This window comes from Stakelama pacifica (assembly GCF_004361835.1).
In the GTDB taxonomy this organism is placed as follows: Bacteria; Pseudomonadota; Alphaproteobacteria; order Sphingomonadales; family Sphingomonadaceae; genus Sphingomonas; species Sphingomonas pacifica.
The window spans coordinates 52,215-77,511 of sequence record NZ_SNWD01000012.1; the positions used below are offsets into that span (position 1 = coordinate 52,215).

The 25,297-nt window shown below is 64.6% G+C and carries 33 protein-coding genes; 10 read left to right on the forward strand and 23 right to left on the reverse strand.

All coding sequences use genetic code 11. The features are described from left to right. Positions 1–17: 17 nt before the first annotated feature. The 5 genes from EV664_RS14945 to EV664_RS14965 all read right to left on the reverse strand — a co-directional run bounded on the left by EV664_RS14945 (position 18) and on the right by EV664_RS14965 (position 5,224). On the reverse strand, positions 18–503 hold the full coding sequence (locus tag EV664_RS14945; protein WP_080727000.1) for a MarR family winged helix-turn-helix transcriptional regulator: 486 nt from the start codon (positions 501–503) through the stop codon (positions 18–20). Further along, positions 500–925: an organic hydroperoxide resistance protein gene (locus EV664_RS14950; protein ID WP_037508618.1), complete on the reverse strand. Its 426-nt coding sequence runs from the start codon at positions 923–925 to the stop codon at positions 500–502. Before EV664_RS14950 ends, EV664_RS14945 begins: the two co-directional genes overlap by 4 nt. Before the next feature lie 116 nt (positions 926–1,041). Continuing rightward, a complete protein-coding gene (locus tag EV664_RS14955) occupies positions 1,042–2,475 on the reverse strand; it encodes an efflux transporter outer membrane subunit (RefSeq protein ID WP_133496531.1) in 1,434 nt (477 codons plus the stop codon). Then, positions 2,475–4,001, reverse strand: coding sequence for a DHA2 family efflux MFS transporter permease subunit (locus EV664_RS14960; protein WP_133496532.1), 1,527 nt, complete (start codon positions 3,999–4,001; stop codon positions 2,475–2,477). Before EV664_RS14960 ends, EV664_RS14955 begins: the two co-directional genes overlap by 1 nt. Further along, complete coding sequence (locus EV664_RS14965) at positions 3,998–5,224, reverse strand: HlyD family secretion protein (RefSeq protein WP_133496533.1); 1,227 nt, start codon at positions 5,222–5,224, stop codon at positions 3,998–4,000. Before EV664_RS14965 ends, EV664_RS14960 begins: the two co-directional genes overlap by 4 nt. A 90-nt stretch (positions 5,225–5,314) precedes the next feature. Between EV664_RS14965 and EV664_RS14970 the strand changes: the two genes are divergently transcribed. Beyond that, on the forward strand, positions 5,315–6,178 hold the full coding sequence (locus tag EV664_RS14970; RefSeq protein ID WP_052076596.1) for a MipA/OmpV family protein: 864 nt from the start codon (positions 5,315–5,317) through the stop codon (positions 6,176–6,178). Positions 6,179–6,210: 32 nt separating this feature from the next. Here the strand turns inward: EV664_RS14970 and EV664_RS14975 are convergent, their stop codons facing one another. Then, positions 6,211–6,621 carry a PaaI family thioesterase gene (locus tag EV664_RS14975; RefSeq protein WP_052076595.1) on the reverse strand — a complete coding sequence of 137 codons (411 nt, stop codon included), beginning with the start codon at positions 6,619–6,621 and terminating at the stop codon, positions 6,211–6,213. Then, positions 6,618–7,067 carry a PaaI family thioesterase gene (locus tag EV664_RS14980; protein ID WP_133496535.1) on the reverse strand — a complete coding sequence of 150 codons (450 nt, stop codon included), beginning with the start codon at positions 7,065–7,067 and terminating at the stop codon, positions 6,618–6,620. The genes EV664_RS14975 and EV664_RS14980 overlap by 4 nt, the downstream gene beginning before the upstream one ends. A 90-nt stretch (positions 7,068–7,157) precedes the next feature. On the opposite strand from EV664_RS14980, the gene EV664_RS14985 reads away from it, so the two are divergent. From EV664_RS14985 to EV664_RS14995, 3 genes are all read left to right on the forward strand, one after another. Next, on the forward strand, positions 7,158–8,117 hold the full coding sequence (locus EV664_RS14985) for an MlaD family protein (protein ID WP_052076593.1): 960 nt from the start codon (positions 7,158–7,160) through the stop codon (positions 8,115–8,117). A gap of 110 nt (positions 8,118–8,227) precedes the next feature. Then, positions 8,228–8,980 carry a TetR/AcrR family transcriptional regulator gene (locus EV664_RS14990; RefSeq protein WP_230588530.1) on the forward strand — a complete coding sequence of 251 codons (753 nt, stop codon included), beginning with the start codon at positions 8,228–8,230 and terminating at the stop codon, positions 8,978–8,980. Then, positions 8,977–10,557 (forward strand): ABC1 kinase family protein, encoded by a 1,581-nt coding sequence (locus tag EV664_RS14995; RefSeq protein WP_133496536.1) that lies wholly within the window; start codon positions 8,977–8,979, stop codon positions 10,555–10,557. The genes EV664_RS14990 and EV664_RS14995 overlap by 4 nt, the downstream gene beginning before the upstream one ends. A 128-nt stretch (positions 10,558–10,685) precedes the next feature. Here the strand turns inward: EV664_RS14995 and EV664_RS15000 are convergent, their stop codons facing one another. The 5 genes from EV664_RS15000 to EV664_RS15020 form a co-directional block, all read right to left on the reverse strand. Beyond that, complete coding sequence (locus EV664_RS15000; protein WP_133496537.1) at positions 10,686–11,258, reverse strand: DUF4142 domain-containing protein; 573 nt, start codon at positions 11,256–11,258, stop codon at positions 10,686–10,688. 204 nt (positions 11,259–11,462) lie between these two features. Next, on the reverse strand, positions 11,463–12,752 hold the full coding sequence (locus tag EV664_RS15005) for a Fic/DOC family protein (RefSeq protein WP_133496538.1): 1,290 nt from the start codon (positions 12,750–12,752) through the stop codon (positions 11,463–11,465). Between the two features lie 2 nt (positions 12,753–12,754). After that, positions 12,755–13,012 (reverse strand): hypothetical protein, encoded by a 258-nt coding sequence (locus tag EV664_RS15010; protein WP_133496539.1) that lies wholly within the window; start codon positions 13,010–13,012, stop codon positions 12,755–12,757. Between the two features lie 126 nt (positions 13,013–13,138). Then, entirely contained in the window at positions 13,139–13,525 is a 387-nt protein-coding gene (locus EV664_RS15015; RefSeq protein ID WP_133496540.1) for a DUF3768 domain-containing protein, read from the reverse strand. 303 nt (positions 13,526–13,828) lie between these two features. Next, entirely contained in the window at positions 13,829–14,128 is a 300-nt protein-coding gene (locus EV664_RS15020) for a hypothetical protein (protein WP_133496541.1), read from the reverse strand. Between the two features lie 274 nt (positions 14,129–14,402). Here EV664_RS15020 and EV664_RS15025 point away from each other — a divergent pair, with 274 nt between their 5' ends. After that, positions 14,403–14,882: a hypothetical protein gene (locus tag EV664_RS15025; protein WP_133496542.1), complete on the forward strand. Its 480-nt coding sequence runs from the start codon at positions 14,403–14,405 to the stop codon at positions 14,880–14,882. Positions 14,883–15,453: 571 nt separating this feature from the next. Here the strand turns inward: EV664_RS15025 and EV664_RS15030 are convergent. The 3 genes from EV664_RS15030 to EV664_RS19310 all read right to left on the reverse strand — a co-directional run bounded on the left by EV664_RS15030 (position 15,454) and on the right by EV664_RS19310 (position 18,057). Continuing rightward, the gene (locus EV664_RS15030; protein ID WP_133496543.1) at positions 15,454–17,289 is read right to left on the reverse strand and encodes a ParB/RepB/Spo0J family partition protein; all 1,836 of its coding nucleotides are present in this window, start codon (positions 17,287–17,289) and stop codon (positions 15,454–15,456) included. 42 nt (positions 17,290–17,331) lie between these two features. Then, positions 17,332–17,523: a hypothetical protein gene (locus EV664_RS15035; protein ID WP_066721896.1), complete on the reverse strand. Its 192-nt coding sequence runs from the start codon at positions 17,521–17,523 to the stop codon at positions 17,332–17,334. A gap of 357 nt (positions 17,524–17,880) precedes the next feature. Continuing rightward, positions 17,881–18,057, reverse strand: coding sequence for a hypothetical protein (locus tag EV664_RS19310; RefSeq protein ID WP_162848874.1), 177 nt, complete (start codon positions 18,055–18,057; stop codon positions 17,881–17,883). 106 nt (positions 18,058–18,163) lie between these two features. Here EV664_RS19310 and EV664_RS19315 point away from each other — a divergent pair, with 106 nt between their 5' ends. Then, a complete protein-coding gene (locus tag EV664_RS19315; protein ID WP_162848875.1) occupies positions 18,164–18,487 on the forward strand; it encodes a hypothetical protein in 324 nt (107 codons plus the stop codon). On the opposite strand, the gene EV664_RS15045 is transcribed toward EV664_RS19315, so the two are convergent. The 8 genes from EV664_RS15045 to EV664_RS15080 form a co-directional block, all read right to left on the reverse strand. Then, positions 18,439–18,756 carry a DUF7673 family protein gene (locus tag EV664_RS15045; protein ID WP_133496545.1) on the reverse strand — a complete coding sequence of 106 codons (318 nt, stop codon included), beginning with the start codon at positions 18,754–18,756 and terminating at the stop codon, positions 18,439–18,441. The two genes, EV664_RS19315 and EV664_RS15045, sit on opposite strands and share 49 nt — an antisense overlap. A gap of 20 nt (positions 18,757–18,776) precedes the next feature. Then, positions 18,777–19,430, reverse strand: coding sequence for a hypothetical protein (locus EV664_RS15050; RefSeq protein ID WP_133496546.1), 654 nt, complete (start codon positions 19,428–19,430; stop codon positions 18,777–18,779). After that, entirely contained in the window at positions 19,427–20,362 is a 936-nt protein-coding gene (locus EV664_RS15055; RefSeq protein ID WP_133496547.1) for an ArdC family protein, read from the reverse strand. The genes EV664_RS15050 and EV664_RS15055 overlap by 4 nt, the downstream gene beginning before the upstream one ends. A 305-nt stretch (positions 20,363–20,667) precedes the next feature. Next, positions 20,668–20,964, reverse strand: coding sequence for a type II toxin-antitoxin system RelE/ParE family toxin (locus EV664_RS15060; RefSeq protein WP_133496548.1), 297 nt, complete (start codon positions 20,962–20,964; stop codon positions 20,668–20,670). Further along, positions 20,961–21,218, reverse strand: coding sequence for a type II toxin-antitoxin system ParD family antitoxin (locus EV664_RS15065; protein WP_133496549.1), 258 nt, complete (start codon positions 21,216–21,218; stop codon positions 20,961–20,963). Before EV664_RS15065 ends, EV664_RS15060 begins: the two co-directional genes overlap by 4 nt. A 104-nt stretch (positions 21,219–21,322) precedes the next feature. Then, positions 21,323–21,652 (reverse strand): hypothetical protein, encoded by a 330-nt coding sequence (locus EV664_RS15070; protein WP_229668357.1) that lies wholly within the window; start codon positions 21,650–21,652, stop codon positions 21,323–21,325. A gap of 156 nt (positions 21,653–21,808) precedes the next feature. Next, positions 21,809–22,408, reverse strand: coding sequence for a thermonuclease family protein (locus tag EV664_RS15075; RefSeq protein WP_229668358.1), 600 nt, complete (start codon positions 22,406–22,408; stop codon positions 21,809–21,811). Further along, positions 22,405–23,289, reverse strand: a complete 885-nt coding sequence (locus EV664_RS15080) for a DUF7146 domain-containing protein (RefSeq protein WP_229668359.1) — start codon at positions 23,287–23,289, stop codon at positions 22,405–22,407. The genes EV664_RS15075 and EV664_RS15080 overlap by 4 nt, the downstream gene beginning before the upstream one ends. A gap of 95 nt (positions 23,290–23,384) precedes the next feature. Between EV664_RS15080 and EV664_RS19320 the strand changes: the two genes are divergently transcribed. The 4 genes from EV664_RS19320 (at position 23,385) to EV664_RS15100 (ending at position 25,243) form a co-directional block, all read left to right on the forward strand. Next, complete coding sequence (locus EV664_RS19320) at positions 23,385–23,672, forward strand: hypothetical protein (RefSeq protein WP_162848876.1); 288 nt, start codon at positions 23,385–23,387, stop codon at positions 23,670–23,672. A gap of 121 nt (positions 23,673–23,793) precedes the next feature. After that, positions 23,794–24,192 (forward strand): hypothetical protein, encoded by a 399-nt coding sequence (locus EV664_RS15090; RefSeq protein WP_188656464.1) that lies wholly within the window; start codon positions 23,794–23,796, stop codon positions 24,190–24,192. Further along, the gene (locus EV664_RS15095) at positions 24,192–24,881 is read left to right on the forward strand and encodes a lytic transglycosylase domain-containing protein (RefSeq protein WP_133496550.1); all 690 of its coding nucleotides are present in this window, start codon (positions 24,192–24,194) and stop codon (positions 24,879–24,881) included. Before EV664_RS15090 ends, EV664_RS15095 begins: the two co-directional genes overlap by 1 nt. Beyond that, entirely contained in the window at positions 24,878–25,243 is a 366-nt protein-coding gene (locus EV664_RS15100; RefSeq protein ID WP_229668360.1) for a TrbC/VirB2 family protein, read from the forward strand. The genes EV664_RS15095 and EV664_RS15100 overlap by 4 nt, the downstream gene beginning before the upstream one ends. The last annotated feature ends 54 nt before the right edge of the window (positions 25,244–25,297 follow it).

Below are 25,297 nucleotides of genomic sequence, written 5' to 3' on the forward strand. Positions count from 1 at the left end.
AAGGAACGAGGAGTTTTTCAAGCGGCCTTTGACCCTCGGGAACGCGTGCTATGCTGCGCCAGGATGGAAACCAGATCGCGCACGCTCTCGCGCAGCGCATCGACGCCCTCAGCGTTGTAGCCGTTCGCCATAGTCTCAGGAACGTGCAAGGCTTGGCTCCGAAGCGTCTCGCCCCGTTCCGTCAGCGTGACCAAAACGCGCCGCTCATCGTTCGGGTCGCGGGCGCGGGAAAGCAAACCCGCACCCTCCATCCGCTTAAGCAGCGGGGTCAGCGTGCCGCTGTCGAGATAGAGTCGTGCACCCAGAGCCCCTATCGTCTGCGGCTGCTGTTCCCACAACACCAGCATGACGAGATATTGTGGATAGGTGAGATTCAACTTCCTCAACACCGGGCCATAGAGGCGGCCCAACAGATTGGTCGCTGCATAGAGCGGGAAGCAGATTTGGCGGTCGAGCAGGAGCGGATCTTCCTCCAACCCCAAGGTCAGCCGCGCGTCGCTCACCGCGTGGTCACGTCGAGTTGAACGTCGATATTGCCTTTCACCGCGTTCGAATAGGGACAGACGGCATGAGCAGCCTGAACGATCTTCTCGGCTGCCGCCTGATCGACGCCCGTGATCGCAATGCCAAGCGTTACGGCGAGCCTGAAGCCACCCCGGTCGTCGGGGAGCAGCCCCACTTCGCCGGTCACCTCGACGTCCTCGTCGCGAACCCTGTCGGCCTGCACACGGGTCACATGAATGACCGCATTCTCGAAGCACGCGGCATAGCCGGCCGCGAAGAGCTGTTCGGGGTTGGTGGCACCGCCTTTGCCGCCAAGTTCCTTTGGCATCGCCAGTTGCAGATCGAGGATACCGTCTTCGCTGCGAACGGTCCCGCTGCGTCCTCCGATAGCCGTGACCTTGGTAGTGTAGAGATGGCCCATAGGTTCTCCTGCCAGATTTGCGATTCCTATTGCTGGCGATTTAATCGCGCGCAAGGCATTATCGTTGGCAGCGACGCTAGTCGTCTCCTTCTGCGGACACTGACGGCTGGCATGGGCTAGCGGTCTTCGGGCCCCTCCCAGCCGAGCCCGAGCGCCTTATGAAGGCCCACAAACGCCCGAACGAACTGTCCCTGCGCTTCCACCGCGGAGATGTCCGCCGTCAGCGCCGCGCGTTCTGCGTCTATGGACGACGTCAGCGGTGCGGCTCCGCGCTCGAACCGCTGGGCTGCGAAGCGAGAAGACTGCCGGGCGCCCTCGGCGCTCCGGTAGCTCGACAGGAGGGTCGCGCGCAGAGTGCCGAAGCGCGACAGGCTCGTCTCGGCATCGGACAGGGCGGCAAGAACGGACTTGCGATACTGGGCCTCCGCCTCGTCCCGTCCGGCGCGGGACTGCTCCACCCGGGCGCGATTGCGGCCGAAGTCGAGAAAGCTCCAGTTGATCCGCGGCAACAACAGGCTCGACACATTGTCGGTATCCAGGACGTCGCCGATATTCGGGCCGCCAAGTCCGATGATTCCCATGATGCTGACCGAGGGGAACTGGCGCGCCACGTCGACGCCGATCTGCGCGGTGCCAGCGGCCAGTCGCCGTTCGGCGGCCCGGACGTCGGGCCGGCGCCGCAGCATCGCCTCAGGATCGCCGATCGCGACGCTCGCCGGGACGGAGGGGATGGCCCCGGGGGAGGAGAGGGTGGCATCATGGGCACCGGGCTCGTCGCCCGTGAGCAGCGCAAGCTGGTCGAGCGTCACCGCGATCTGGCCTTCGAGCGGCAACAGGCCGCCTTGCGTCCGGTTGAGTTCGGTGCGCAGGCGGACGACGTCGTCGCGCGACGACGCGCCGCGCCGCTCGCGCTGCTCAAGAAGCGCAAGCGACCGTGCGAGCAACTCGGCGGATTGGCGCGACAGCACCAGGCGCTGCTGAAGTTCCCGCAACGTCACGTAATTATCGGCGATCTCGGCGGAGAGGCGAACCTGCGCATCCGCCACGTTGGCACGCGCGGCGTCCGCCTGCGCGGAGGCGGCTTCCGCGGCGCGGCGGCGCCCGCCGAACAGGTCGATCTCCCAGGAGGCGTCGAGGCCCGCGTTATAGAACTCGGCCTTGATCCGGTCGTCCTGCTCTCCCTGCGATGGGAGAGCGAGAGATCCGGCGGGGAGGTCCGCAATGATGGCGGTCCCAGTGGCTGATATCGAGGGCGACCGGTTGGCCCGTTGCTCACGCGCGGCGGCGCGAGCCTTGCGCACTCTTGCCTCTGCGATCGCGACATCGGGACTGGCGGCGAGCCCGCGCTCGACGAGCGCGTTGAGGCGCGGGTCGGCCATCGCCTCCCACCACCTCGCCAGCGGGGGCTCGGCAACCGTCTGGACAGCGTCGGCGCGGCGGAACGTCGCACCCGCTCTTTCGGCACTCGCGACGGGGCGTGGCCCCGCATAGTCGGGTCCGACCGTGCAGCCGGCAAGCAGGAGCGGTACAGGGATCAGGAAGCGGATCATCAATGCATGGCCATCTGGGTGCCGGAGGGGATGGGGCGAAGGAACAGCGCCAGCGGGGTCGTGACGGCGATAGCAATCGCGAGGACGACATAGAGGTCGTTATAGGCCATCACGGTCGCCTGCTGGAGCATCTGGCCCGCCAGCTGACGATACGCCCCGGCTTCGCCGGCCGCCCCCGCCATCGCGCGACCGAACCATTCCTGCGTCGCCGCCGCGTTCGCGGACGCTGATTCGGCGAGCCGATTGAAGTGCAGGAAGGTTTGACGATCCTGAAGGGTTGCCATCATCGCGAGACCGATGGACCCGCCCAGGTTGCGGCCCGCATTGAAGAGGGCGGACGCATCGCCCGCGTCCTCGGGCGCGACGGCGCTGATCGCCGCCTGATTGACGAACATCATCGCGAAGATCTGGCCGAACCCCCGGACCAGCTGCGATCCGACTAGGTCGCCACCAGCGGTGTCCGCCGTCATGCTCCAATCCATCGCGCAACTGATCCCGATGGCGACCATGCCGATGATGACGGCGACGCGGACATCGAGATATTTGAAGGCGAGCGGGAGGACCGGCATCAGCAGCAGCGCGGGGACGCCCGACACGAACACGACCTGCCCCGACTGCAGCGCACTGTAGTCCGCCATCATCGCCAGGAACTGGGGAATCAGGAAGGTCACTCCGTAGAGCACGACGCCGATCACGAGGCTCAGCACGAACACGCTGCCAAAGGCGCGACTGAAGATCAGCGACAGCTTCAGGACCGGCTGCGACGCTCTCACCTGGCCGATAGCGATGAGCGTGAACCCGAAAACCGTGGCGATGGCGAGCTTGATGATCATCGCCGATTCGAACCACATCTCCCGCTGCCCCTCTTCCAGCATGACGGTGAGCGAGCCGAGCCCGATCGCCAGCCCCGCGATGCCCAGCCAATCGGCGTTCCGCAGTTGGTCGAGGCGCAGCCGCTCGTGGCTGAGACCGAAGAGCAGCAAAACCGCCAGGCCGGCGCACACGGGCACGTTCAGGAAGAACGCATAGTGCCAGCTGTAATTGTCGGTCAGCCAGCCGCCGATGATCGGGCCGAGCACGGGTCCGAGGATGGCTGTCCCGCCGAAGGCCGCTGTCCCGATCGGCTGTTGTGAGGGCGGCAGCCGCGTGGCGATGATCGTCATGGCGGTCGGAATGAGCGCGCCGCCGGTGAATCCCTGACCGACGCGACCGGCGATCATCATGGGCAGGGTCGTCGAGAGGCCGCAGATCACCGAGAAGCCGGTGAACGAAACGGCGGCGGCGAGCAGGAAATTTCGGAGGCCCAGCAGGCGCACCAGAAAGGGGCTGAGCGGAATCATGACGATTTCGGCGACGAGATATGCCGTCGCCACCCAGGTCCCCTCGGTCCCGCTGGCGCCGATCTCACCCTGGATCGTCGGGAGCGCCGCGTTGACGATCGAGATGTCGAGCAGCGCCATGAAGGACCCGATCGTGCCCGCGGCGACCGCAAGCCAGTCCCGCGCGCTTGCGCGTTCACGGGTCATCGTCGCTGGACCTGCGCCTCGCCGCGCCTAAGACGCTCGCTTTCCTCCTCGATCCGCTTGCGGCTACCCTTCGCACCGATGGTGTCGATCGTCACCTCTACCGAGAGACCAGGCCGCAGAACCTTGCGCGCTTCGGGTCCGGCCTCTATGCTGATCCTCACCGGCACACGCTGGACGATCTTGGTGAAGTTGCCGGTCGCGTTCTCGGGCGGCAACACCGAGAATTGCGCACCGGTGCCGGGTGCGAAGCTCTCGATCTGGCCGCGCAGTTCGGCTCCGTCCAGCGCATCGACCTTGATGGTCGCCGGCTGGCCGACGCGCATGAGGGCGACCTGGGTCTCCTTGAAGTTCGCCTCGATATAGATCTGGTTCGCCGGCACGATCGACATGAGCCGGGTCGCGGGCTGAACGTACTGCCCCACCCGCACTGCTTTATCGGCAACCACGCCGTCAACGCTGCTGCGGAGCTCGACAGCGCCGAGGTCGGTCGAGGCGCGGTCGAGTTGCGCTTGCGCGGTTTCCCTTTGAGCCAGAGCCTGACCGATGCGGGCATTCTGCGTGTCCAGCCCGCGCCTTGCCGCCAGATAGGTGGCCCGTTGGGCGCGCAGGTTGGCGACCGCGCGATCGCGCTCGAGCACCAGGGCCGCCAGCCGCTCGCCCGATTCCGCCCCGGACCGAGCGAGCGGCTCGTAGCGCCGGACCTCCGCGGCTGCGGCCTCGGCGGCGACTTCGGCGGCGGAAACTTGCGCCGCCGACTGCGCGATGGCCGCGCGCTGCTCGTCGAGCGTGCTGCGTGCCGTCCGGATGCCGGCAACGGCCGAGGCGACCTGCGCCTGCGCCTGTGCAACACTTGCACGATAGTCCCGCGGATCCAGTACGGCCAGGAGTTGCCCGCGTCTCACGGGCTGGTTGTCACGCACGAAAACCCGCTCGACATACCCGCCCAGCTTGGGAGAAACCGTCACGAAATCGGCCCGCACATAGGCATTGTTCGTCGATTGATGATACTGCCCGCGTTCACGATAATTCAGATACCAAGCGGCGCCTGCGACAATGCCGGCCACGAGCGCTACGATCAGGACGTAACGGATGACCGGATATCGCTTGAGAAGACCGGGTTTGCTCGCCGGATCTCCGTCATCGCTCTTTGGCCGATCGCCGCGCCCGGCTCCTTCATCGTCATGCTCAGGTGCGTCTGCTTCCAAATCCCTGCGATCTGCCACTCTTCGCCCTTGCGATATGTAAACCGTTCCGTATCATAGGATGTAGTCGGGCTGATTTCCAGCCACGAACTTGGTTTGGAAAGTAGGCGAGTGGTTGGCGAAAAAGGCACGGTAATTCGGCTGATCGGCCTGGCCGCGCTAGGCGGGTGCGCTCTCTCGGCATCGAATGCCCATGCACAGGCCGACGAGCGTGTCGAAGACGATCGCTCCCGCATCACGATCGGTGTCGGTGCCGCAACCTTGCCGGACTACGAGGGTTCCGACCAGAACAGCGTAACTCCCGGAGCCGTGATCGTCGGCAAGATCGCCGGGCACGACGTATTCACACGCGGGACCCAGCTCTACGTCAACCTCGTGCCTAGCGGGGATGGACCGCGGACGAATTTCGAGCTCGGTCTGATCGGCGCGGCGCGGCTCGACCGCACCAACAAAGTCGATAACCTGCAGGTCCGTGCGCTCGGGAAGATCGACACTGCATGGGAAGCCGGTGGCTACATCGGTGTGAGCCGTACCGGAGTCGTTACGAGCGATTACGATACGCTGACGGTGCGGGTCGCTTACGTTCACGACGTCTCCGACGTCCACGACAGCTACGTCATCACCCCCCAGGTCAACTATACGACGCCGCTCTCGCCCCGAACGCTCGTCTCGATCGGAGCGTCGGCTGACTATGTCGGAAAAGGCTATGGGCGCACCTATTTCGGCGTGACGCCCGCGGGCGCGCTCGCGAGCGGGCTGCGGGCGTATTCGATCAACGACTCAGGGTGGAAGCGCTACAATCTGACGGCGTTCGCGGTTCAGAGCCTGAGCGGGGATCTCCGTCGTGGGCTCGGCATAGGAGCCGGCATACTCTACGGCCGGATGCTCGGTAGGTATAAGCGCAGCCCGATCGTCATGGACGTCGGCGACGCCGATCAGTTCTCGGCCGCAGCCGGGCTGACGTACACCTTCTAGACCGTACACGCGGGCATCGAGACGAGCCCGCTTCAGGCGAATTCACAGAGAAACTCGCACTGTGCCGCACATACGACCGTGTCAGGGCTATCCTGCCATGCCTCGATCTGCGCCACCGCCACTCGCCTGCCGATCCGCCGCACCTGTGGACGCGCGATCACCGGTGCCAGCCGCATCGACGCCAGGAACTGCACATTCATGCTGATGAGGCGCGGAATACTGTCATGGTCCAACTGGCGCGCCAGAACGACGCCGCAGGCGAGCTCAAGAAACGCTGTGACTGCGCCGCCGTGAAGTGCCCGCACCACCGGGTTGCCGATGAGGTCGGACGTAGGCGACAGCGTCCAGAGCGTGCCCTCTTCGGTTACGTCGATCATTTTGCCGAGTTTCGAGCTGAAGCCCGACGTGGCCACAATCACGGCTGTCCGCATATCGGCGCTCACGCCGCAACCCCTCGATTGATCGAGAAAACGCCCTGAGCCGCGGCGAACACCTCGGCCGGATCGGTGTCCCAAACCTCCGCACGCACGAATGTCATGATCTCGGACACTCGATAACAGTGTGCCCACGCCGTCACTGGCGAGCGGGCCGTTGGTAGACGAATATGATCGATCTTGAGGTTGAGAGTGGATATCGACACCCGCTCCAGCCGGGACATCACGGCGGCGCCGCATGCGTGATCTATAAGGCTGGCGATCGCTCCGCTCGCAATCCCGCCGTTGGACCCGCTCAGATCGGGACGCCAAGGCAGTCGCAGAGAACACAGGCCATCGCCCACCGAAAGGAGACGGAAACCCAGCTCTGCGCTCCACGGAATGATGATGCCCGTGGCATTGGCGTCCTCCGGCACGGTGATCTCACCTCCAGCATTCACAAATGAGCGTTCCAACCAGTCCCCGTCCAGTCAAGAGCGTAAAAAAGAAAACGGAACCGTTAGGTTTACATATCCATGTGCCGCACTTAGTGGTTGGTCAAGGCTATGGAGACTCGCTCGAACCGCCTGCTGGTGTTCTCGGTGATCGGTGCCATTGCCGTCGCTCTGTTCGCGTTTGCGTTCTGGCTTCTCGCGGCCAGGAATCCTGATGGTCGAGAGTATCTGATCCGCTTCAAGAACAGCGTGACAGGCGTCAAAAACGGGTCGCCCGTCACCTATGCTGGCGTTTCCGCGGGCCTGGTAACAGCCGTACGATTCGACGGCCAAGACCCTTCGACCGTGCTTGTTACCGTCCGTCTCAACCCTGAGATACCGATCGTAGAAGGCGTCAAGGCGCAGATTTCAAGGTCCTTCATTGGCGGGGACGCAACCATCATCCTGGACGGCGGACAGAGGGGGGCGTCGCCAATCGCGGCAACCAATAGTGAGCCCCTTCCGGTCATTCCTGAAAAGAAGGGCGGGCTTCTTGGTTCAGGCGGTGACCCGGTCGCGCTGATCGAAAAGATCAGCCGCTCGGTCGATAACATTTCGGCCGATCTTGATGAGAAGGGGCAGCAGCGGACCCGCGAGCGACTGGCCGAACTGAGCGCCAAGACGGCGGTTTGGCCTACCAAGGCGGCTCGACTGGCTGACGGGATAGCCGGCGCGGGAGACGGAATGCTCGGGGTAGGCAACTCGATCGCGGGTGTCGGCGAGCGCGCCGCCCGCATCCGCGCCAAGCTGGAAGCGCGTCGCGATGCCAGCCTTGGAATCGATGACAAGCTGCGCAGCGCTCGGCGCGCGGCGGAAGAGTTTCGTGGCGACGTGGAGTCTCTGCGCCCGGCCGTTCGCGCCCTCGAAGGCCGAAGTCGTGTGGTTACAGAGTCCGTTCGCTCGGCGCGATCCACTACACAGCGCCTCGGCGACCAGGTCGAACGCGTTGATCGCGAAGGACTCCAGCTGTTCGGGGCGCCAAAGTTGCCCGATTATAATTCAGCACAACAGTCGCCACCACCATCGCGCTAGCGCCAGCGTTTCGTGGTACGAGGGACGCTCATCCTCGGGACCGCCCCCGATTGTATTCAGGTCCCTCCCAAAATTGAACAAGGCGGTGGCCGTGAGCGCATGAGCAGGACATGGTGGTGCATCTTGGCAACCGGTCGCAGATTTCAGCTTCAGCGACTATCAGGCATCGCGGAGGCGAGATTGAAATGAAGGGGCGAGGAAGCGGCAAGCGGGGCGGTAGGACTGGCAGGCCAACGACAGAGGCAGCGATCCGACTGACCTCCCATATCCTGCAAAGCGCTCGTGAAATGTTCTTCGAACATGGCTTTGACGGCGCGAGCGCTGACATGATCGCCGAGCGTGCAAAGATCTCGAAGCGGACCCTTTACGCCAGGTTCGGCAGCAAAGCGCGTATGTTCGAAGCTGTGATCCTCGACGAGATTGACACGCAACTTCGGGCACTGGAGCCGGCCGTCGATGCGGATCTTGCTGTCGTGGACAGGCTGCAGTCGATCGCCGATGTGCTTCTCGAGTGGCTGCTTACGCCACGCATCGCTTCAATGGAGCGTGTCGTGATCGCGCAGGCCGTGCGCTTTCCTGCGCTTGCCGCCAACATTCACGAGTTCGGCTTTCAGCGCGCCGCTCAGTGGGTGGCGAGCATTCTCGGGGCTGCTGCCGCCAAGGGTGAACTCGATCTACCGGATCCCGTTTTCGCCGCTGAACAGTTCGTGACCCTCGTGGTCGTCGCACCGATGCGCCGCGCGGCGCTCGGCCTCGCCCCTCCAGCCTATGACGAAAATGCCCGCGCCCGAGTGAGACGGGGCATCGAGCTTTTTATTATTGGCTGTCTACCTCCCGCACTCGGAACCGAGAGTATGCAATGACCGAGGTCGCAGATGACATTCCGTTGAGTGAGCGGGAAAGATTTGGAGAGCTCGCGCGAATCTTCGCACGTCACGGACTCGGTGGCCTCGCCTCACGCGTCGGCTTGGCGAGCGGTCCGCCGACATGGCCGGTCGAGCCCGACGCACCCACAAGAGTAGTCGCACTTCTTCGCGATCTAGGTCCGGTCGCAATAAAGCTGGGCCAGCTTCTCGCCACACGTGGCGATCTTCTGGGGCCGGACTGGGTGAGTGCGCTATCGACATTACAGGATCAAGTTCCTGCGGTACCATTCCACGAGATCGAACCCGAACTCGTCTCGTCTCTCGGGGCGCCCGTTGCTGATGTTTTCGCGCGTTTCGATCCGAAACCAATCGCCGCGGCGTCGATTGCCCAGGTGCACGGTGCAGCCCTTTTCGATGGGACCGAAGTTGTCGTCAAGGTGCGCCGCCCGGGAATAGCGACCCGCGTCGACGCCGACCTGAGATTGCTACGACGACTTGCGCGTCTGGCCGAACGGCGCTCGCCGGAACTGCGGCGGCTTAAGATTGACGAACTGCTGCGCTTCTTCGCCGAGAGCCTGTCTCAAGAAATGGATCTGAGCGCCGAAGCGGCAGCATGTGAGGGGATTGGGTCATTTCTTGACACGCTAGGCGTGAGGACACCGAAGTTCTTTTGGGATTATGTCGGCCGCCGCGTCAACGTCCAGGAGCGGCTTGAAGGAGTCTCGGTGCGCGGCGTCCTTATTGCAGTAAACGAGGTAACAGACGCGGCCGCAATTGCAGGCACCTACGCGGACGCCATATTGCGCATGATCATCTTTCACGGCCGATTTCACGCAGATCCTCATCCCGGGAACGTATTCGTTCTTCCAAGCCGAAAGATCGCCTTCATCGACTTCGGCGCCACCGGAACGCTGACTCCAAACCGTCGCTCGGAGCTGGTCACCCTGGTCCTAGCCATCGCGGGAGAAAATCCGCGCGCGGTCGCGGATGTGCTGATAAACTGGTCAGGCGACCGGACCGTTGAGGTGGATGGGTTGCAACGGGACCTTGAGTCTTTGATCGGTCAGTTTCGTGGCGCTGTCCTGAAACAGGTTGATCTGTCCGAGATATTCTCGCGCGTGTTCACGTTACTGCGCCAATACCGTCTGGCATTGCCGCCCGACCTAGCCTTGCTCCTGCGCACATTACTGACCGCCGAGGGATTGGTACGGACTCTTGACCCAGAGTTCGATATCGCGGCTAGGGCGATGCCGATCGCCCGCGAGCTTGCGCGCGAGCGAATTAGTCCTGCCGAACTGAAAAAAGGTGGGCGCCGACTGGCCGCAGGAATTGGCCGCTTGGCCGCAGCCTCTCCCGACTTAATAGGACTGGTAGAGAAAGTAGCAAAGTCAGGTACTATCCCGGTTCAGGTGTCATCACCATCACCGAACAAGGAGAGGCCGTCGTCCCAAAGAGATATACTCGCTGCCAGTCTGATCGTAGGGGGAGCGGTTCTCTTCAGTCAGCAAATATACATATCACTAGTTTCATGGGGAATTGCAGTAGTCATGTTGGCATGGACTAGGGCCCGATAGTTTTTATGACCTAGTTAAATTTGCTAACTCATAAAATAGGCAAGTCTTCACCAAATTATGATATTCCGAGATTTGTCCAAGATGCTGGGCCAGGCCGCCGGGAGCTAGTCGACCCGGCCCAGCTAGGTTCACCTTCCCGCAAGCCCGGAGGGCGTGAGCGACTTGCCGGTGGTGAGTTCGTTTTCCAGCACAGGAACGGCCGTGCCGGCGATCTGTTGCAGCGCTGGATCGGTGCCGTCTTGGGCATATCCCTTGTGAATTGCCCACGCTGCTTGTTGCACCTGCGCCGACTGGGTGAGATAAAGGTTGTCGAAAGCGCTCTTCGGTGCCTTTTGCAACAACTTGAGAAGAGCAGCGCGGTCAGCCGACAAGGTTGACGACGGCGCCTTTATCGTGCGCTGATCGTTCTTAAGCGCTGCCATCAGTGCTTTTTGGCTGCTCTGTGCCTCGGCAAGGACGCGCTTGGCGTAGGATTTGACGTCGTCCCGCTGCGCGCGCGTTGCGGCAAGCTGGGCAGCCTTTATCTGATAGAGGTTCGCGTCCGACGCGGCGAGAACGTAGTTTGGGCCGCTTTGGCTGGCAATCGGCTCTACCCCGACATCCGCGCTGGTCATCGTTCCTGACGTGGATGGGGTAACTGCTTGGGCAAAAGCCGGAACCGACACCAAAGAAAGCAGCGCGGCGGAGATCAAGATCTTCATCTGTTTCCTTTCTGGCGGTTTATGTCGGTAACGTGAATCAGGGCGGCAAACGAAAAGGAAACCGGTTGGTTCCATTGTAGATCGGCTTGGCGATAGGATGCGATCTACGCCATACAGGCAGAACCTTCGAGCCATTGGATGGCTTCCGTTACCGAACTCAACAAGCGGTCTTGCTTCAACCACTCACCCGTCCTCCCAACGCCGTCAGCGGCTCCGGTCCTTATCGCGCGGCGCCGGTGCTTGCGCCGGGGACGCGCGGCCGATTTCGCCGTCCAGCGATCCACCAGCCTTGATCCGATCTGCGACGAACTGGCGCGTCGACTCCCCGATGGTCCCGACCATGCGCGCGCTCTCGCCCCGATCGCGCGCGGTCTTCATGGCCGCGTCGACGATCGCCTGGGCGGGCGCGAGGCGTGGATCGGCTTGGTTCTTTTCCGGCGTGTTCTTCAGGAACAGCTCGGCAAGCCGCTCCTGCCCTGGCGAGTGTCCGGGGGGCAGGATCGGCCGCTCCAGCGACCGCACGGCGCGCTGGATCTGCGCCGGCTGCTGGTTGTTGATCTGGACGCCGAGCGCCGCCCCGATCTCCCGCACCCGCTCCAACGGCGTCTGCTGGGGCGTCACGACGGCATCGACCTGACGGACGCCGAGATAGGTGAGAAGGTGCGATTGATAGATCGGCCCCTTGGCGTGGCGGACATAGGCGAGTTCGGTTCGCGCGTTGGCGATGGCGGGGGAGGGGGCACCCTCCTTAATCAGCCCGCGCAGCCGGTCGGCCGCCTGTTGACGGGCGGCCGGCAGATAGCGTTCCAGCTCCTCGCGCGCCTTGGTCAGCGTCACCCGGTAGCGTTGCCCCTCGGGCGGGGCACGCTTGGGGAGCATGGCGATCCCTGCGGGGCCGATGCGCGCTTCGGGCGCGAGGTCGCGCTTGACCGCCGCTGCGGAGAGAACCGCGGCCATGCCGCGATGATCTCCGGTGAGAAAGCCGTGGCGGGACGCCTCCATCCAACGATCCTTGTCGATCGCGGCAATGCGGATCGGGTGGCCGGCTTCGCGGGCGAGCTGGGCGGCATGGTGGCGCATGGTGCGCCCGTTCCCTTCGCGGAAGGGATGAATGGCGTTGATCTCGTTGATGTGGTTGCCGAGCCGATCGAAAAACTCGTCGCGAGGAAGCCCCCGCAAGCCGCTCTGCGCTCCTACCTCGGCGAACCGATTGTCGAGTTCGCGCGCAAGGTAGGGGACGGCGGCGAAGCTCGATCCGCCCTTGGCGATGTTAACGGAGCGATCCTGGCCCGCCCAATCGTAGAGGTCTTGGAACAGGTGCCTATGGAGGGCCCGATAGCCATCGGCCGTCGCTGGAAAGGTCAGGCGCGCGGCCTCCGCGCCGCGCGCCTGGGTCAGTCTCCGTTCGGCCTCTGTAAGCGTCTTGTCGTCGGTGATTCCGAGCCGATTCCGAAGCGTCTCGGTGCCAGGATACGTGTAGGGATCGCTCGCCAAGGTCAGGCGGCGATCTGGTGTGTTCCGGGCTGATAGAGGCTGAGGATAATCGAGGGCATGACGGCAGGCGGCACGCCCTCGTCGAGCATCATCGCGAACATCGCATCTTCATCGATGGTCGGCGTCATGTCCTCAATCGCGAGGTTGGCGCGCGCTTCCGCTACGTCCTCCCGCCAAAGTGCGATCTGCTCGGGGGTGCCGCGCTGGAAATCCATCTGGCGGATGCGCTCGCGCAACGTCTCAAGATCGATCTGGGCCATCGCGTCATCCTTTCTGCTCTTAACCCTACGCCTTCCAAGGCGACTCCTCAACAAATCATGTGTGAGCGAGGCGGATGCGCGCCGTGATCCGCGCTTGGTTGAGCGCGGATCGCCGGATCGGGGCCGTTAATACTCGCTCGCCAGCATGACCGTCAGAACGCGCGTGGTCTGCTGCGCATCCCACGGCGCTTCGCTACCATAGGTCAGCGTGTTGTCGTAGTAATCCACCTTCCAGAAAACCGTCTCGGAAATGGCCGTGCCATCGCTCGGCCGCTCTTGCGACCATTCACCGCTCGCTAGGCGATAGACCGCGCCGAAATCATGCTCACCATAGGGGTCGTTGTCGCCGTCGAACTTGGTGAAACCGACGATCGCCGATACGGCCTTGAAGCGATCCACATTGGGGAGGGCAAGAAAGCCCTGCGTGACGTTGGCGCACGACGTGACGCCGGGGCTCTGACGCGCTGCGTCATTCAGGCGGCGGATGGTGTCGAGTTGTTCGGGGCTATACATCGCTGATCCTCCTTCTGGCATGGGCCGCAAGGCCGCTGGGCCTCACGGCCCTGCCTGTCCGGCGAGGACGGGATGGGGAGGGGGAGCGAGAATCTACCGCTGGCGCGGGCGAGCCGCTCTAGCGCGGCCGGCGCGACGCGACGGGCGCCGCGCTTGGCGGATTACACGGGCGGTCGATTGTCGTTCGGGAACGAAAGGGCGGCGCCCTTGGTGTTCCCCTGGCGCCGATCGCGCGCAGCGCGAGCGGTGAACGATACGCGGTGCAGATCTCCGCACGGCATTGTCGCGCGCAAGCGCGTCCCGTCAGGAGGGCGCGTTGCGTGCGTCGCGAGCGGCGATCACCAGCTCGACGATGCGCGGCTGATGGAACAGCTCGCCGCGCTCGACGACGGCGAGGCCGGGACCGTCGAGAACGTCGCGGATGCGATCCTGCACGACCTCCTCCAGCTCGCCAGCGAGAACCCAGAAGTGGGGCGGGTCTCGGTCGCGACCCCCGGCACGGAACTGGTCGCCCTCGGCGACAGCCTGCGCCAGCGCGTTCAGCGCGGCCAACCCAAGCGCACGCTCGAAGGCGAGCTGCGCGAACAGGCGATGATGGGACATGGAAATCTCCGTGTTGCCGTGATTGGCGACGTCAGCGGGAGGGGCGCGGAACGCCGGGTCACAGGACCGCGCCAGCGACCGGCTTGCCGGGCCGCGGGGGAGCCGAATTGCGCAGCAAATTGGGGGGACCGCTGATCCTTGAGGCGGCGGGCCGCGTCCCTCACGATGGTAGGAGACTGACGGACTACCCCTACAAACCAACGCCCGCCCACGGGGCGGACCGCTAGTCGATTTTCTGCTTTCGTTCTCGACTCGACTGACTCATAGAATCGTCATGCCGATCATGCCCGAACATCGCTGGCTCTACCCGATCGACTGGCCCGAGCTGTCGAGGCTGATCCGGTTCGGCCGCGCCAAGGGGCGCTGCGAGCATTGCCGGCGCCCGCACGGTCGGCGGGTGTTTCACCTGGGCGATGGCCGCTGGTGGGACGCCGATCGCCGCCAGTGGCGCGACGGCCGCGGTCGCCGGGTCCGCGTGCCCGGCTCCGGCGTGGCGGCGATCGTCCGCGTCACGCGGGTCTATATCGCGTGCGCGCACCTGAACCATGACCCGACCGACAACGCGCCGCGCAACCTGGCTGCGCTGTGCCAGCGGTGCCATATGATCCATGACGCGGCCGAGCATCGGCGCCGGCGCTGGCTAAACGCCTACAGGCGGCGCGCGCTGGGCGATTTGCTCGCCCTGCTCGACGCGCCGCCTGTTGCGGCATGGGGTGTGCCACGTGGCACACCTGCGGCGGTTCTAGCGGGCTAGATCCGCTGCACGATCGTCGGGATGGGGCGTGGCCGGCTATTGGATATTAAGGCGCGGAGGCGTATATAGGTGATGCGGTTTCGTGAGTGAGTCACTGACGTCACCATCCTGAGCCCGTCGAGCTGCTACTCGGCGGGCTCAAACTTTTCGGGCCTTCCCCCACGAAAAGGGACGGGAGCCCTGCTAGGCCCCCGCCCCCCGTCAGGCTACTTGTCGCGGCCCAACTTTACGATCGCAACCTCGAGCGAAAAGCCCGCGATCACAACCATTGCGGTTTCAAAGATTGTCACATTCAGTCACCTCCTTCGACCGGCGAGATTGCGGGGGAGCTGCTACATCCTTCCGCTGCCGATCGAGGACAGTGTAGCCGATCCTCGTGCGCACTGCGTTCACATTGTCGTGAAGTCGCCTCGGCGCCGCCCGTCCCTTGTGGGCGGGCGGCGCCCGCGGGCCTGAAAGGGCAGCGGGCGCGACGGCCATGCGGGGCATGGCTGTCGCGCCGGCGACGGGGCTGCTGCTGGGCGGGTCAGTCGGGGGGAGGGGGGCGATTATCACCGCCCCCCGCATCCGTTCACGCCATTTCGTCGGCCTCCATGTCCTCGCCCTCGCCATCGAAGGCATCGGCTTCGGGATCGTCCCGCTCGTCGCGCTCGGGCTGGTCGAACGCCCCGATCTGCATGGGCGCGGGAAGCCAGTGCGAAGCGAGCCGTCCCGACACGTTGACCGCCAAGTCCGCCTTCTTCTTGATGGTCGCGCAGTTGTCGGCGCTGGCATCGCCGCACTCGGCGCGAAGTAGGTCGATCAGGGCTGCACGGCGCATCTTGTCGAACAGGGCGATGGGGGCCTGCCAGCGGGTCGCAATGTCCACGCCGGTCGCGCGGGCCACCTGCTCAAAGTGATGGTGACGCGGACCGGGGGCACCGCCCGCGAACAAGGTGCCGTCCACCGTCATCGACACCAATCCGGCGAGTAGCGCCATCTTGTCGTCGTGGCTCATGGCGCGAATGACCTCGAACCGGCCCTCGGCGGGGATCGATGCGAAGCGGTCGGCCATTGTTTCCTCGACCTCCCGCACGTTGCTGGTCGCCATAAGGTCGTCGGCAACATCGGTCGGGATGGTCTTGGCCTGCACGTCGATCGCCATCTGATAGCTGTGCGCGCCGTGGAGTAGCTGGCCCGCAAGGCTGTCCAGCAGCACGTCCAGCGCCAGCGAGGGGTCGGCCGAAACCGCCTCCTGCACGATGCGGGTCTTGATCCGCGACAGGTCGGCGACAAGGCTGTTGCTGTAGAGCGGTTGCGGCTCGCCGCTGCTCGCCTTGGGCTTCGGCTCGGCCTTCGCGCGATAGAAGCTCTTGCCGAGCGATCCGTCATGCGAAACCCATAGCGCCACGCCCCCGATTGCGACCTGCTCGGCGCTGAACCCGCGCAAGCCCTCGGTGATCGCGTCCCGCTCGTCGGACAACGGCGCGATGCGGTCGCTGTCCTTGCCCTCGGCCTCGGCGATCTGCTCGATAGCGACGTCGATTGCCTCGATCCGTGCCGCCTCGTCCTCGGTCGGCTCGCGCGTGGCCGGATACAGGCTGCCCTTCATGTAAAGGTCGTAGGGCCGTTCCAGCGTGGCGCGAACCTCATGCCAACCGATCGCGCGATATTCGTCGGCGATGGCGTCCAGCTTGTCCTCTGCCAGTTCCTGCACAAGCTCGGGCTGGTCGGCAAAGCCCTCGGCCCCTTGGCTGAACAGGTCCACCGTGATCGTCCCGCCCTTCGCCTCGTAGGCGTCGCGCCCGACGAAGATGAACGCGCCGCTGGTGGTGTCCACCTTTTCGGTGGTGAGCATCCGCCGGATAGTGTGGGCGTGGCCATTCGCCGCCTTGCAGACCTTCACCTGTTGGTCGTGGTCGTCGGTGAGGGTGAGCGCGCGCGCTGCCTCAAGCGACAACTGGTCCTTGGCAATAAGATCGATCAGCGCCGGTGCCAGCGCGGAAAGGCGAAGCATCTTATAGACGAAGCTAACCGCCTGACCGAACCGGGCCGCGATTTCCTCGGCATCCATGCCGGTATCGCGCAGCGCCGCAAAGGCGCGGATGCTGTCTGCCGGGTGCATGTCCTCGCGCTGGAAGTTCTCCGCGAGCGACAGTTCGATGGCCTCTTCCTTAGTGCGGACCTCGACCGGAAACGCATCGCTGTTCTTGATCTGCTTGCGCTTCGCCAGTTCTTTTAGGCCGCGATAGCGCCGCCCTCCGGCAAACACATAGAACAAGCCCTCGTCCTCGTAGGCGACAAGGTTCTGCAACAGGCCGTGTGCGGCAATGTCGTCGGCCATGCTCTCGACGGCGGAAGGCTTCACGCGCCGCTGATTGAGCGGGGAAAGGCGAAGCTGCGACAGCTTAACGGTGATGATACCCATGATGATGCTCCTTGATCTGTGTCTATGTCGATGGGGGAGGGGTCAGCCTTCGAGGCTCGCGAGTTCGTCAAACTCGGCCGATGCGCGCGCCGCGCCGTCGCCCGCGTAGGTCGCGCCGGAACGCGGGTAGAAGAACACGCGCTCGCCACGGCGGTAGGGGGTGCCGTCCGCGCTGGTGCCGTCCACCTTGGCCCGTTTCCAGTACGGATCGCCCTTGTATCGGGTGTAAGCCATTCTCTTTCCTCCTTCTCCCTGCGGCTGAAAGCCGGTTGCCGCAGCAACCGGGTCTGCCTCTCCGGCGAGGAGCGGGATGGGGAGGGAGGAGGAAAATCGATGGCCTGGCGCGGGCAGGCCGCCCTAGCGCGGCGACGCCCCTTAGGGCGTCGGGTGCCGCGCTTGGCGGACCACACGGGCCGTCTATTTTCCTTCGGGAACGAAAGGGCAGCAGCCCTTGGTGTTCCCCGCGCTGGCGGGCCTCCGGGGGAGGGCCGCGGCGCCAGCGAACCTACGTCCCGCCCTGGGCGCGTCAGCTCCCCCTTAGATGCTGCTCGGCCGTCTCGAGGAAGCGATCAAGCGCCTCGAGGGCGGCTGTCAGGTCAGGTAGATCTCGCGGGAGGGCCGCTGCGGATAGCGGAAGCTCTGGGTGGCGTGCGGATAGGCAAGCGCGTCGACGATCGCGACGAGGCGCAGGGCGCTGGCGGTAGCGAACGCGGGCTCGCTCCGCACGACGGCATTGCGGGCGGGCGCGAGGTCGTGCCCCATCATCATCAGCTCTTCCTCGTCGCGACGGCGCCGATCAGGATCGCATGGTATCGGCTTGGCTTGCTCTCGCACGGTGAGAACGCCTGCCTCGATCCGAAGGGGGCTGCGTTCGATGATGCCAAGTGGATGGAACGGCGAAGGGGTCTTTGCCCGCTACGACGCGGCCGGGATAGAGGCGGCTGCGCCGCTCGTTGACTGCGCCGCTCCCCCGCTCGCCGGGGGAGCGGCGCGCGATTTTACGGGGCTGATCGGCGATGAAGCTGCCACGCCCGCCCCGGAACGCGACGACGACGTTTCCGCCGTCCCAATGGCCGGAGACGATGCCGCGCCGGGGGATGCTGCCGATCGGCTCGCCCGTCATTATGTCAGTGGCGGTGCGCAGCGGGGTCATGCGGGCCGCCATTGCTCAACCAGCGCCGCCATCGCGTCGCGGTAGCCCCAGGCATCGGCATAGACGGTCGGCTCGGCTGCCAGATAGGCCATAACGATCAGCATATCCTCCGAAATGGAGGCATCGCAGTTGCAGAGGTGAAGGATCGGGAAGTGGCCCCATTCGCCCCCATCCCACCATGCCAGCAGGAAGTCGGCCGCGCGCGAGGCTTGGCCGGTGTCGGACCCGGCGACGACGATCAGGCGGGCGACGGCCTCGCCGACTTCCGCGAAGCTGACGGCCCGGATCGCGGGGCGGCGTTGGGGAGGGCTCATAGGCTAGTTCCTGCTGGCTATCATGTGGGGAAGGGGACGGGGACCAACAGCGCCTCGTCGATCGGCTCGACGTCGCGCAGCTCCACCATCGGCGTTTTCTCGACGCGCTCCGCGCCGATCGGATCGAGATAGACATAGAGGTGGTCGGCAAAGACGGGGCTGCACAAGCGCCACACGACACCCCTGCGCCCGACGCGGCGCTCAAAGCGGCCATCGTAGGACACGGACGATCCGGCGATGCGGACGCGCTGCCCGACGCGCAGCCAGTTCGCGGCCGAGCGGATCAGCGCCGTCTTGTCGTCCTCGCTCAAGCCGGGTCGGCCGATGCCGAACGTCGCGTTGCAGTCGAGCGCGATCCGCGCCAGCTTTTCCTCAACCGGCTCGGGTTTCCAATCGATGACCGGCCCGGGCGCGGCCTTGTGCATGTGTGTCACCGGCTTCCCGCCGAACAGGTCGGGTTGCACGCCGACGAGACGGCGGTTGAACATCGCCTTGTGATAATCGCGCCGCCATTGCGCTTCGGGGGTCAGCGGATTCGCGGTCGGCCCGTCGCGCATGATCGCGATCAGCTCGTTAAACTCCTCCTCGCTCACGGTGGCGACGCTCAGGTCATAGACCAGTCGCGCCGCCACGCCCCGGCCCTCATCGGGGCCGGGGTAGCCGGGGACGGTCACGCCGCTTCCTCCAGCTCGGCCGCCGTCTCGACGGCCATGCGGGTCAGCAGCCAGTCGGAAGCGTCCTGCGCGAGCCGTGCGGCCGTGAAGATGCACCGCTTGTCGTTGCGGAGGGCTTGAAGCCAATTCGCCAGATAGGCGGCTTGGTCCTCGCGGTCGTGGAGCTTGATGCCGATGGTGGCGCTGACGAACGCGGCCCCAAGCTCGGCGACCAGTTCCTCGCGGGCGTAGTCCTCGCGCTTCGTGGAAATGAGGGAGGGACGGGCAAGGCGGTCGACGTGTCCCGTCGCGTGGCAAAGCTCGTGCGCCAGGGTCGAATAATAATCGTCGCTGGTGTGGAAGTCGGCAAACTGCGGCATGACGACATGATCGCCGCTCGGCTGATAATAGGGCTGGGAGCCGAAGTGCTTGAGGGTGACGGGCACGCGGGCAAAGAGCGCGTCCAGTTCGGCGTCCCGCTCGTCGGGATTGGTCGCGGTGATGATCGGCGCGGGGGTCGGATATTTCGCCTCGATGCCGTCGATCTGCTCCGCATTGAAGACCGTGTAACGCTTGAGGAACGCTACCTGACGCTTGCCGTCCTCGCCGCGCTCTCCGCCCCCCTGTGCCTTGCTGTCGGCGTCCACCTCGATCTTGTTGGCATAAACGACGGGTGAGCCCTTCTCGCCCTTGCGGACGCAGCCGCCGAGCGCGAGCGCCTGCTTGAAGGTCAGCCAATGCGGTGAGGCATAGCCGTTCGTCATGGCGGCAACCCAAAGGGTCAGGACGTTGATGCCGCGATAGGGAACGCCCGTCGAGCGCAGCGGGATTTTGGGCGCGGTGCTGCCGTTCCACGATTTCGACCAAGGCCGGGTGCCCGCCTCGATCATGGCAATCATCTGGTCGGTGATTTCCTGATAGATATCGGCCCGGTTGTCGGTGATCCGTCCCATGATTTCTTCCTTTCCTTTGAGGCTGAAAGCCGGTCGCAACAGCAACCGGCTCTGCCTTTCCGGCGAGGAACGGGATGGGGAGGGAGAGCGAGAATCTACCGCTGGCGCGGGCGAGCCGCCCTAGCGTGGCCGACACCCTGCTGGGGGTCGGGTGCCACGCTTGGCGGATTACTCGGACGGTCGATTGTCGTTCGGGAACGAAAGGGCAGCCGCCCTTGGTGTTCCCCGGCGCTGACGGGCCTCCGGGGGAGGGCTGCGGCGCCCACAGGCTCACACCGCGCGATTGCGCGACCGATGCCGGAGGCTCATGCGGGGAAGAGGATCGAAGCATAGTCCTGCGCACCGTGCAGGATGTGGACGATCACCACCTTGTCGGGCTCGACACGGTAGAAGATCAGATAGTCACCATGTCCGCGCCGACGCACGCCTGCGGCCTCGTAGCGCGGGACCAGGGGGAATCGCTTCGGCATGTCAGCCAAGCCAAGGCACTTGCCGCGCAACTCCCGGACGAAGCTGAGCGCGCGGCCCGGATTGTCGCGGGCGATGTAGTCGCCGATCGTCTCAAGATCGTGTTCGGCTTCGTCGGTAAAATCGACGATCATTCGGCGCCTTCGGACATGGCACGGTATTTGGCCTCAAGCCGATCGAAAACATGGGCTGCGGGCGTGGTGCGCCCGGCATCCGCATCGGCGATACCGCGGGCGATCGACGCGTCCAGCGCCGCGAGCCGCGCTTCACGGTCCTGCACGAGGCGCACGCCTTCGCGAAGCACTTCGCTTTTCGAGTTGTAGCGGCCGGCAGCGACGAGCTGGGCGACGAAACTTTCGAGCTGCTGACCTAGATCGGCACTTATCATCGCGATCTCCTTTCACGCCGAAGATAGCACCTTATCAACAGTTGATAAAGGATTCGCGTTTATACGATCTAAGTGTGCCACGTGGCACACCCTCCACGCGGGCCCTAGAGCCATTGCCCCTGAAGGACGGCGCCGAACTCAATGGCGAGAGTGACGGTGCCGGCGACCAGCGCGGCGAGCGCGAACAGCGCGAGCCGCGCCGGGATGCCGGGGCGCGGTCTGTCGGTCTCGGTGATGGCGATGGCGGCGCCGATCGCGAGCGCAAGGATCAGCGCCGGCCCCAGCTCGTAGAGGACCAGGCCGGGGAGGCGGTTGGGGAGCAGGTAGGGAAAATTGCGTATGACGCGACCGGCCAGGACGGCGCCGATGACAAGGGATAGCGCCATGCCCCAACGGCCGATCACGACGGCGGCGGGAGAACCGCGCTCAAGCAATGGAGCGGTTTCCCGCACAAGCTACGCCCGCCCGCGAGGGCGGCCCGCTGTGGCCTAGTCTGATCGTCACCCGGTAGGGCGGAAACCCGGTGACGGGGTTCCGCGGAGCGGCGCGTAGCGCCGCGGAGTAGAGCACGGGCCGGAGGCAGGCCCCGCTTACTGCTTGATCGTCCCTACGTTGCATCCCTGCGGCACCTGTGCCCTGCGAACGGCAAGTTGACGCATCGCCTCATAGTCGACGCCCCAAAGTCCTGCCCTTCTCGCTGCGGCTTTCTGCATCAAATCGACATAGGCTCCGCCTGAAAACACCCGGTAATCGACGGCATAGCCTTGAGCGACCATTGTAGCTCCGACACTCGCCTTATTCGCGGGAAAGCGACACGCCAGATTCAAGCGGCCATAACTCTTCGGATCGGTCCGACACTGGTTCTCTCGACGAAGCGCGTAATCGAACATCGACACGGAACAATCCATCCCACCGTCTCGGGTCGCCAAACCCCGCAACACGTCTGTCGAAATGGCTTTAAGCTGCGGCAAATCATCGTCCGGTGCATCGATCCCGACGACACGCACCCGCCCGTTGGCAAAATCGATGGTATCTCCATCGATAATTCTCGGCGTCGTCGACGAAAGCCGTGTTTTCGAGACTTCGATCAACGACTGCTTGTTCTGTGAAATTGCATAGCTCGCGACGATCAGGAACGTCGCGCCCATCGTCCATCGCTGGAACCGCGTCGCTCCCGGAAACAGCTTCATAGCGAACGGATCTCGCGCAAGAGGTCGTTCCAATCGCCAGTATGGGGCGGCGGCTTGACGAGGAGCTGGCGGCCATTGGCCGTCAGGTGCGGGGTGGCGCGCTCGATAGCGCGCGCCGCCTCGCCCCCATGCTGGCTGTAGATGACGACGGTGTGGACGCTCTCCGGGATCGCTACTGCCTGATACCGCTCGATCCCCAGGACGGGCCACACGAAGCGTCCAGGCCCGAGCATGTTCATCACGCTCGCGGCGTCCTCGACGCCTTCGGCGAGGCGGAGCGTGCCGTCGAGCGGGATGCCGCCCCAGCGGACCGCGCCGACACCGGGGTTGCCAAGCATCCGCTTCGGCTCATCGAAGTCGGCCTTCCAAAGCCCGTCAGGGCGCAGGAAGGTCCGGTGGATGGCGACGACGCCGGAGTCCTCCTCGACGGGCACGATCAGCGCCGGCGCGAACGCCTTGGCGGTGCCGGCGCCGCACTGGCAGCGCGGATCGAAGCGTGCGTTAATGCCGTCGGGAAGGATAAGACGGCCCTCGCGCATGTAGCGATCGGCGAGGGTGCCGGCGAACGGCTCGGCGTGTCGCCATACCGCCAGCGCGAGCTTGCTGAGGTCGGCCTTGTTCTCCTGGCGCTGGCCGGGGTCATGGTCAGCGGGCGCGAGGATCGTGCCCGAGCGCAGCGCCGACATGATCGCATCGGCCGTGCAGCCGGCGAAGCAATGGAAGAGGACGGCCCGCTCGCCGACCCGGATCGACAGGCTGGCCTTGCCGTCGGCGTGGGCAGGGCACCGACACATGGCGAAGTCGCCCTGCCACTTCCCGCCGAGCTGGCGGACGATCCGCTCGGCCTGGTCCTCGATCGACGCTCCGTCTCGTCGGGCCATCTCTGGACACTCCCATGTCTACCCGCATAACTATTAATGCGGCGTAAAACATCGCGCCAGCGAAAACATATGAAATCGCTTATTCGCAGGGCAGGATGGAATTAGAACTTATATTAGAGCGCGAGCTGACGACGCAACGCCCCCCGGGCGGAAGCATCACCGACATCCACGTCTGTCAGCATGAATGCGGCAAGTGGCACATCAATATCCGGGTGAGTTGGCGAGGCACGTCGCTGTTCCATGTCGGTCTTTACGACAAGAAGCGTATCCGCCTGTATAAAAAGGCTTCTTCAGCCATTCGGCATATAGTTCTGGGCTACGGATACGAAGGCGTGATCCACGTGCATCCTTATCATGGATTGCAGGAGGCAAGCAGTTTCTAATCCGATTTGGATGTTCTGCGAACCGTTCTCAAAAACAGACGAACCGAGCATCTAACGCGCTTTTCGGTCTAGTCCCCGTCCATGTCGCGACTTACCCTGTCAGCACGACAGGAGTGAAAACATGGCAAATCGCTTATGTTCCTCTATCGCGACGACTGCACTTATCGCTGCCTCGATCGTCGCGACGCCTGCTCGGGCGGCCGACTCCACCTGGGCTTGCGAGGTGCTGCTTTGCGCGAGCAATCCAGGCGGATGGATGCAGTTCGCCGAGTGCGTGCCGCCGATCCGCAAGCTGATCTCGCATCTGGCGCTGGGAGGGGGCTTCCCGACCTGTAGCGCGGGCGGGGTCCGTAAGGCGGACTATACCAAGCCGAAGAACGGACGGCCCGGATACGTCGTGATGACGATGACCGACGGCAACCGAACGCGCTACACCGTGCCCTCGGCGGCGCAGGTGGCCCAAGCAGAGGCCACAGCGCAGCCGGGTGGTCCGCTCGGATCAGAAAGTTTGGAGCGGTAATGACGCTCCCCGCCGCGGTCATCATGGGTCTCGCGGCGCAATGCGCGCCTAATGTGGCACCCGCTACCATCGCGGCGATCGTCCAGACGGAAAGCCGCGGGTTCGAGCTGGCGATCGGGGTCAACGGCATCGCACGCCAGCCCGCGCCGGCGACGAGCGTGGCGCAGGCGGTCGAGACTGCCCGCTACTATGTCGGCAAGGGCTATTCGGTCGATCTCGGGCTCGGCCAGATCAACTCGCGGAACATGAAGGCCCTCGGCCTGACGTGGGACAATGTGTTCGATCCCTGCACCAACATCGCCGCGGCGGGAGCGGTGCTGTCCGGCAATTATCGGAGCGTGCGCGCGGGGCTTCACCCCCAGCGCGCGCTTCGCATTGCCCTATCCATGTATAACACCGGGTCGCAGTCGCGTGGCTTCTCCAACGGCTATGTCGGGAAAGTTGTCGGCAATGCCGGCTTCGCCGACGGCATCCAGCCCGTCGCCGTCCGCGTGAGCGCGTCCACCGGCGCAACAGATACCGGCGAAGGGTCGAGCGCGGCTGCGCAGCTCGCCGCGCTGGTCGAGGAAAACACGTCCGCTGCGGGGCAGTCGAAGGCTGCGCCACCCCCACCGCCGCCATCGTGGGACGTGTTTGCGAGGGCGGAATATGAGCGAGCGCGGCTCGCCGGAGAAGGAGAAAACCGATGACTCTCGCATCTTTCGGTGGGCCGGCGCTGGCCCTCCGAGCCCGTGTCACCGGCTACGTCGACGCGATGACCCCGCGCCAGCGCAAGTTTTCGCGGGTGCTGTCGATGTTCAGCCTGGTCGCGCTGACGTCGCTGCTGTCGGCCGAGCCGGCGTTCGCACAAACCAATCTGGAGAGCTTCGGCAACGCGGTCCTCGGGCTGCTGAGCAACGGCCTCCTGCGCATCGTCGCGATCCTCGCGCTGATCGCGGCAGGCTTCGGGTGGCTGACGGGTCGGGTCAACACCGGGGCGCTCGTCACCGTCATCATCGGCATCGCGATCATCTTCTCGGCGCCGTGGATCGTCGATCAGCTCCAGGGCTGATCTTCATGGAAGCGGGGCGTCCCCACGCCCCGCTTCCGCCTGTGTTTTGTGAAA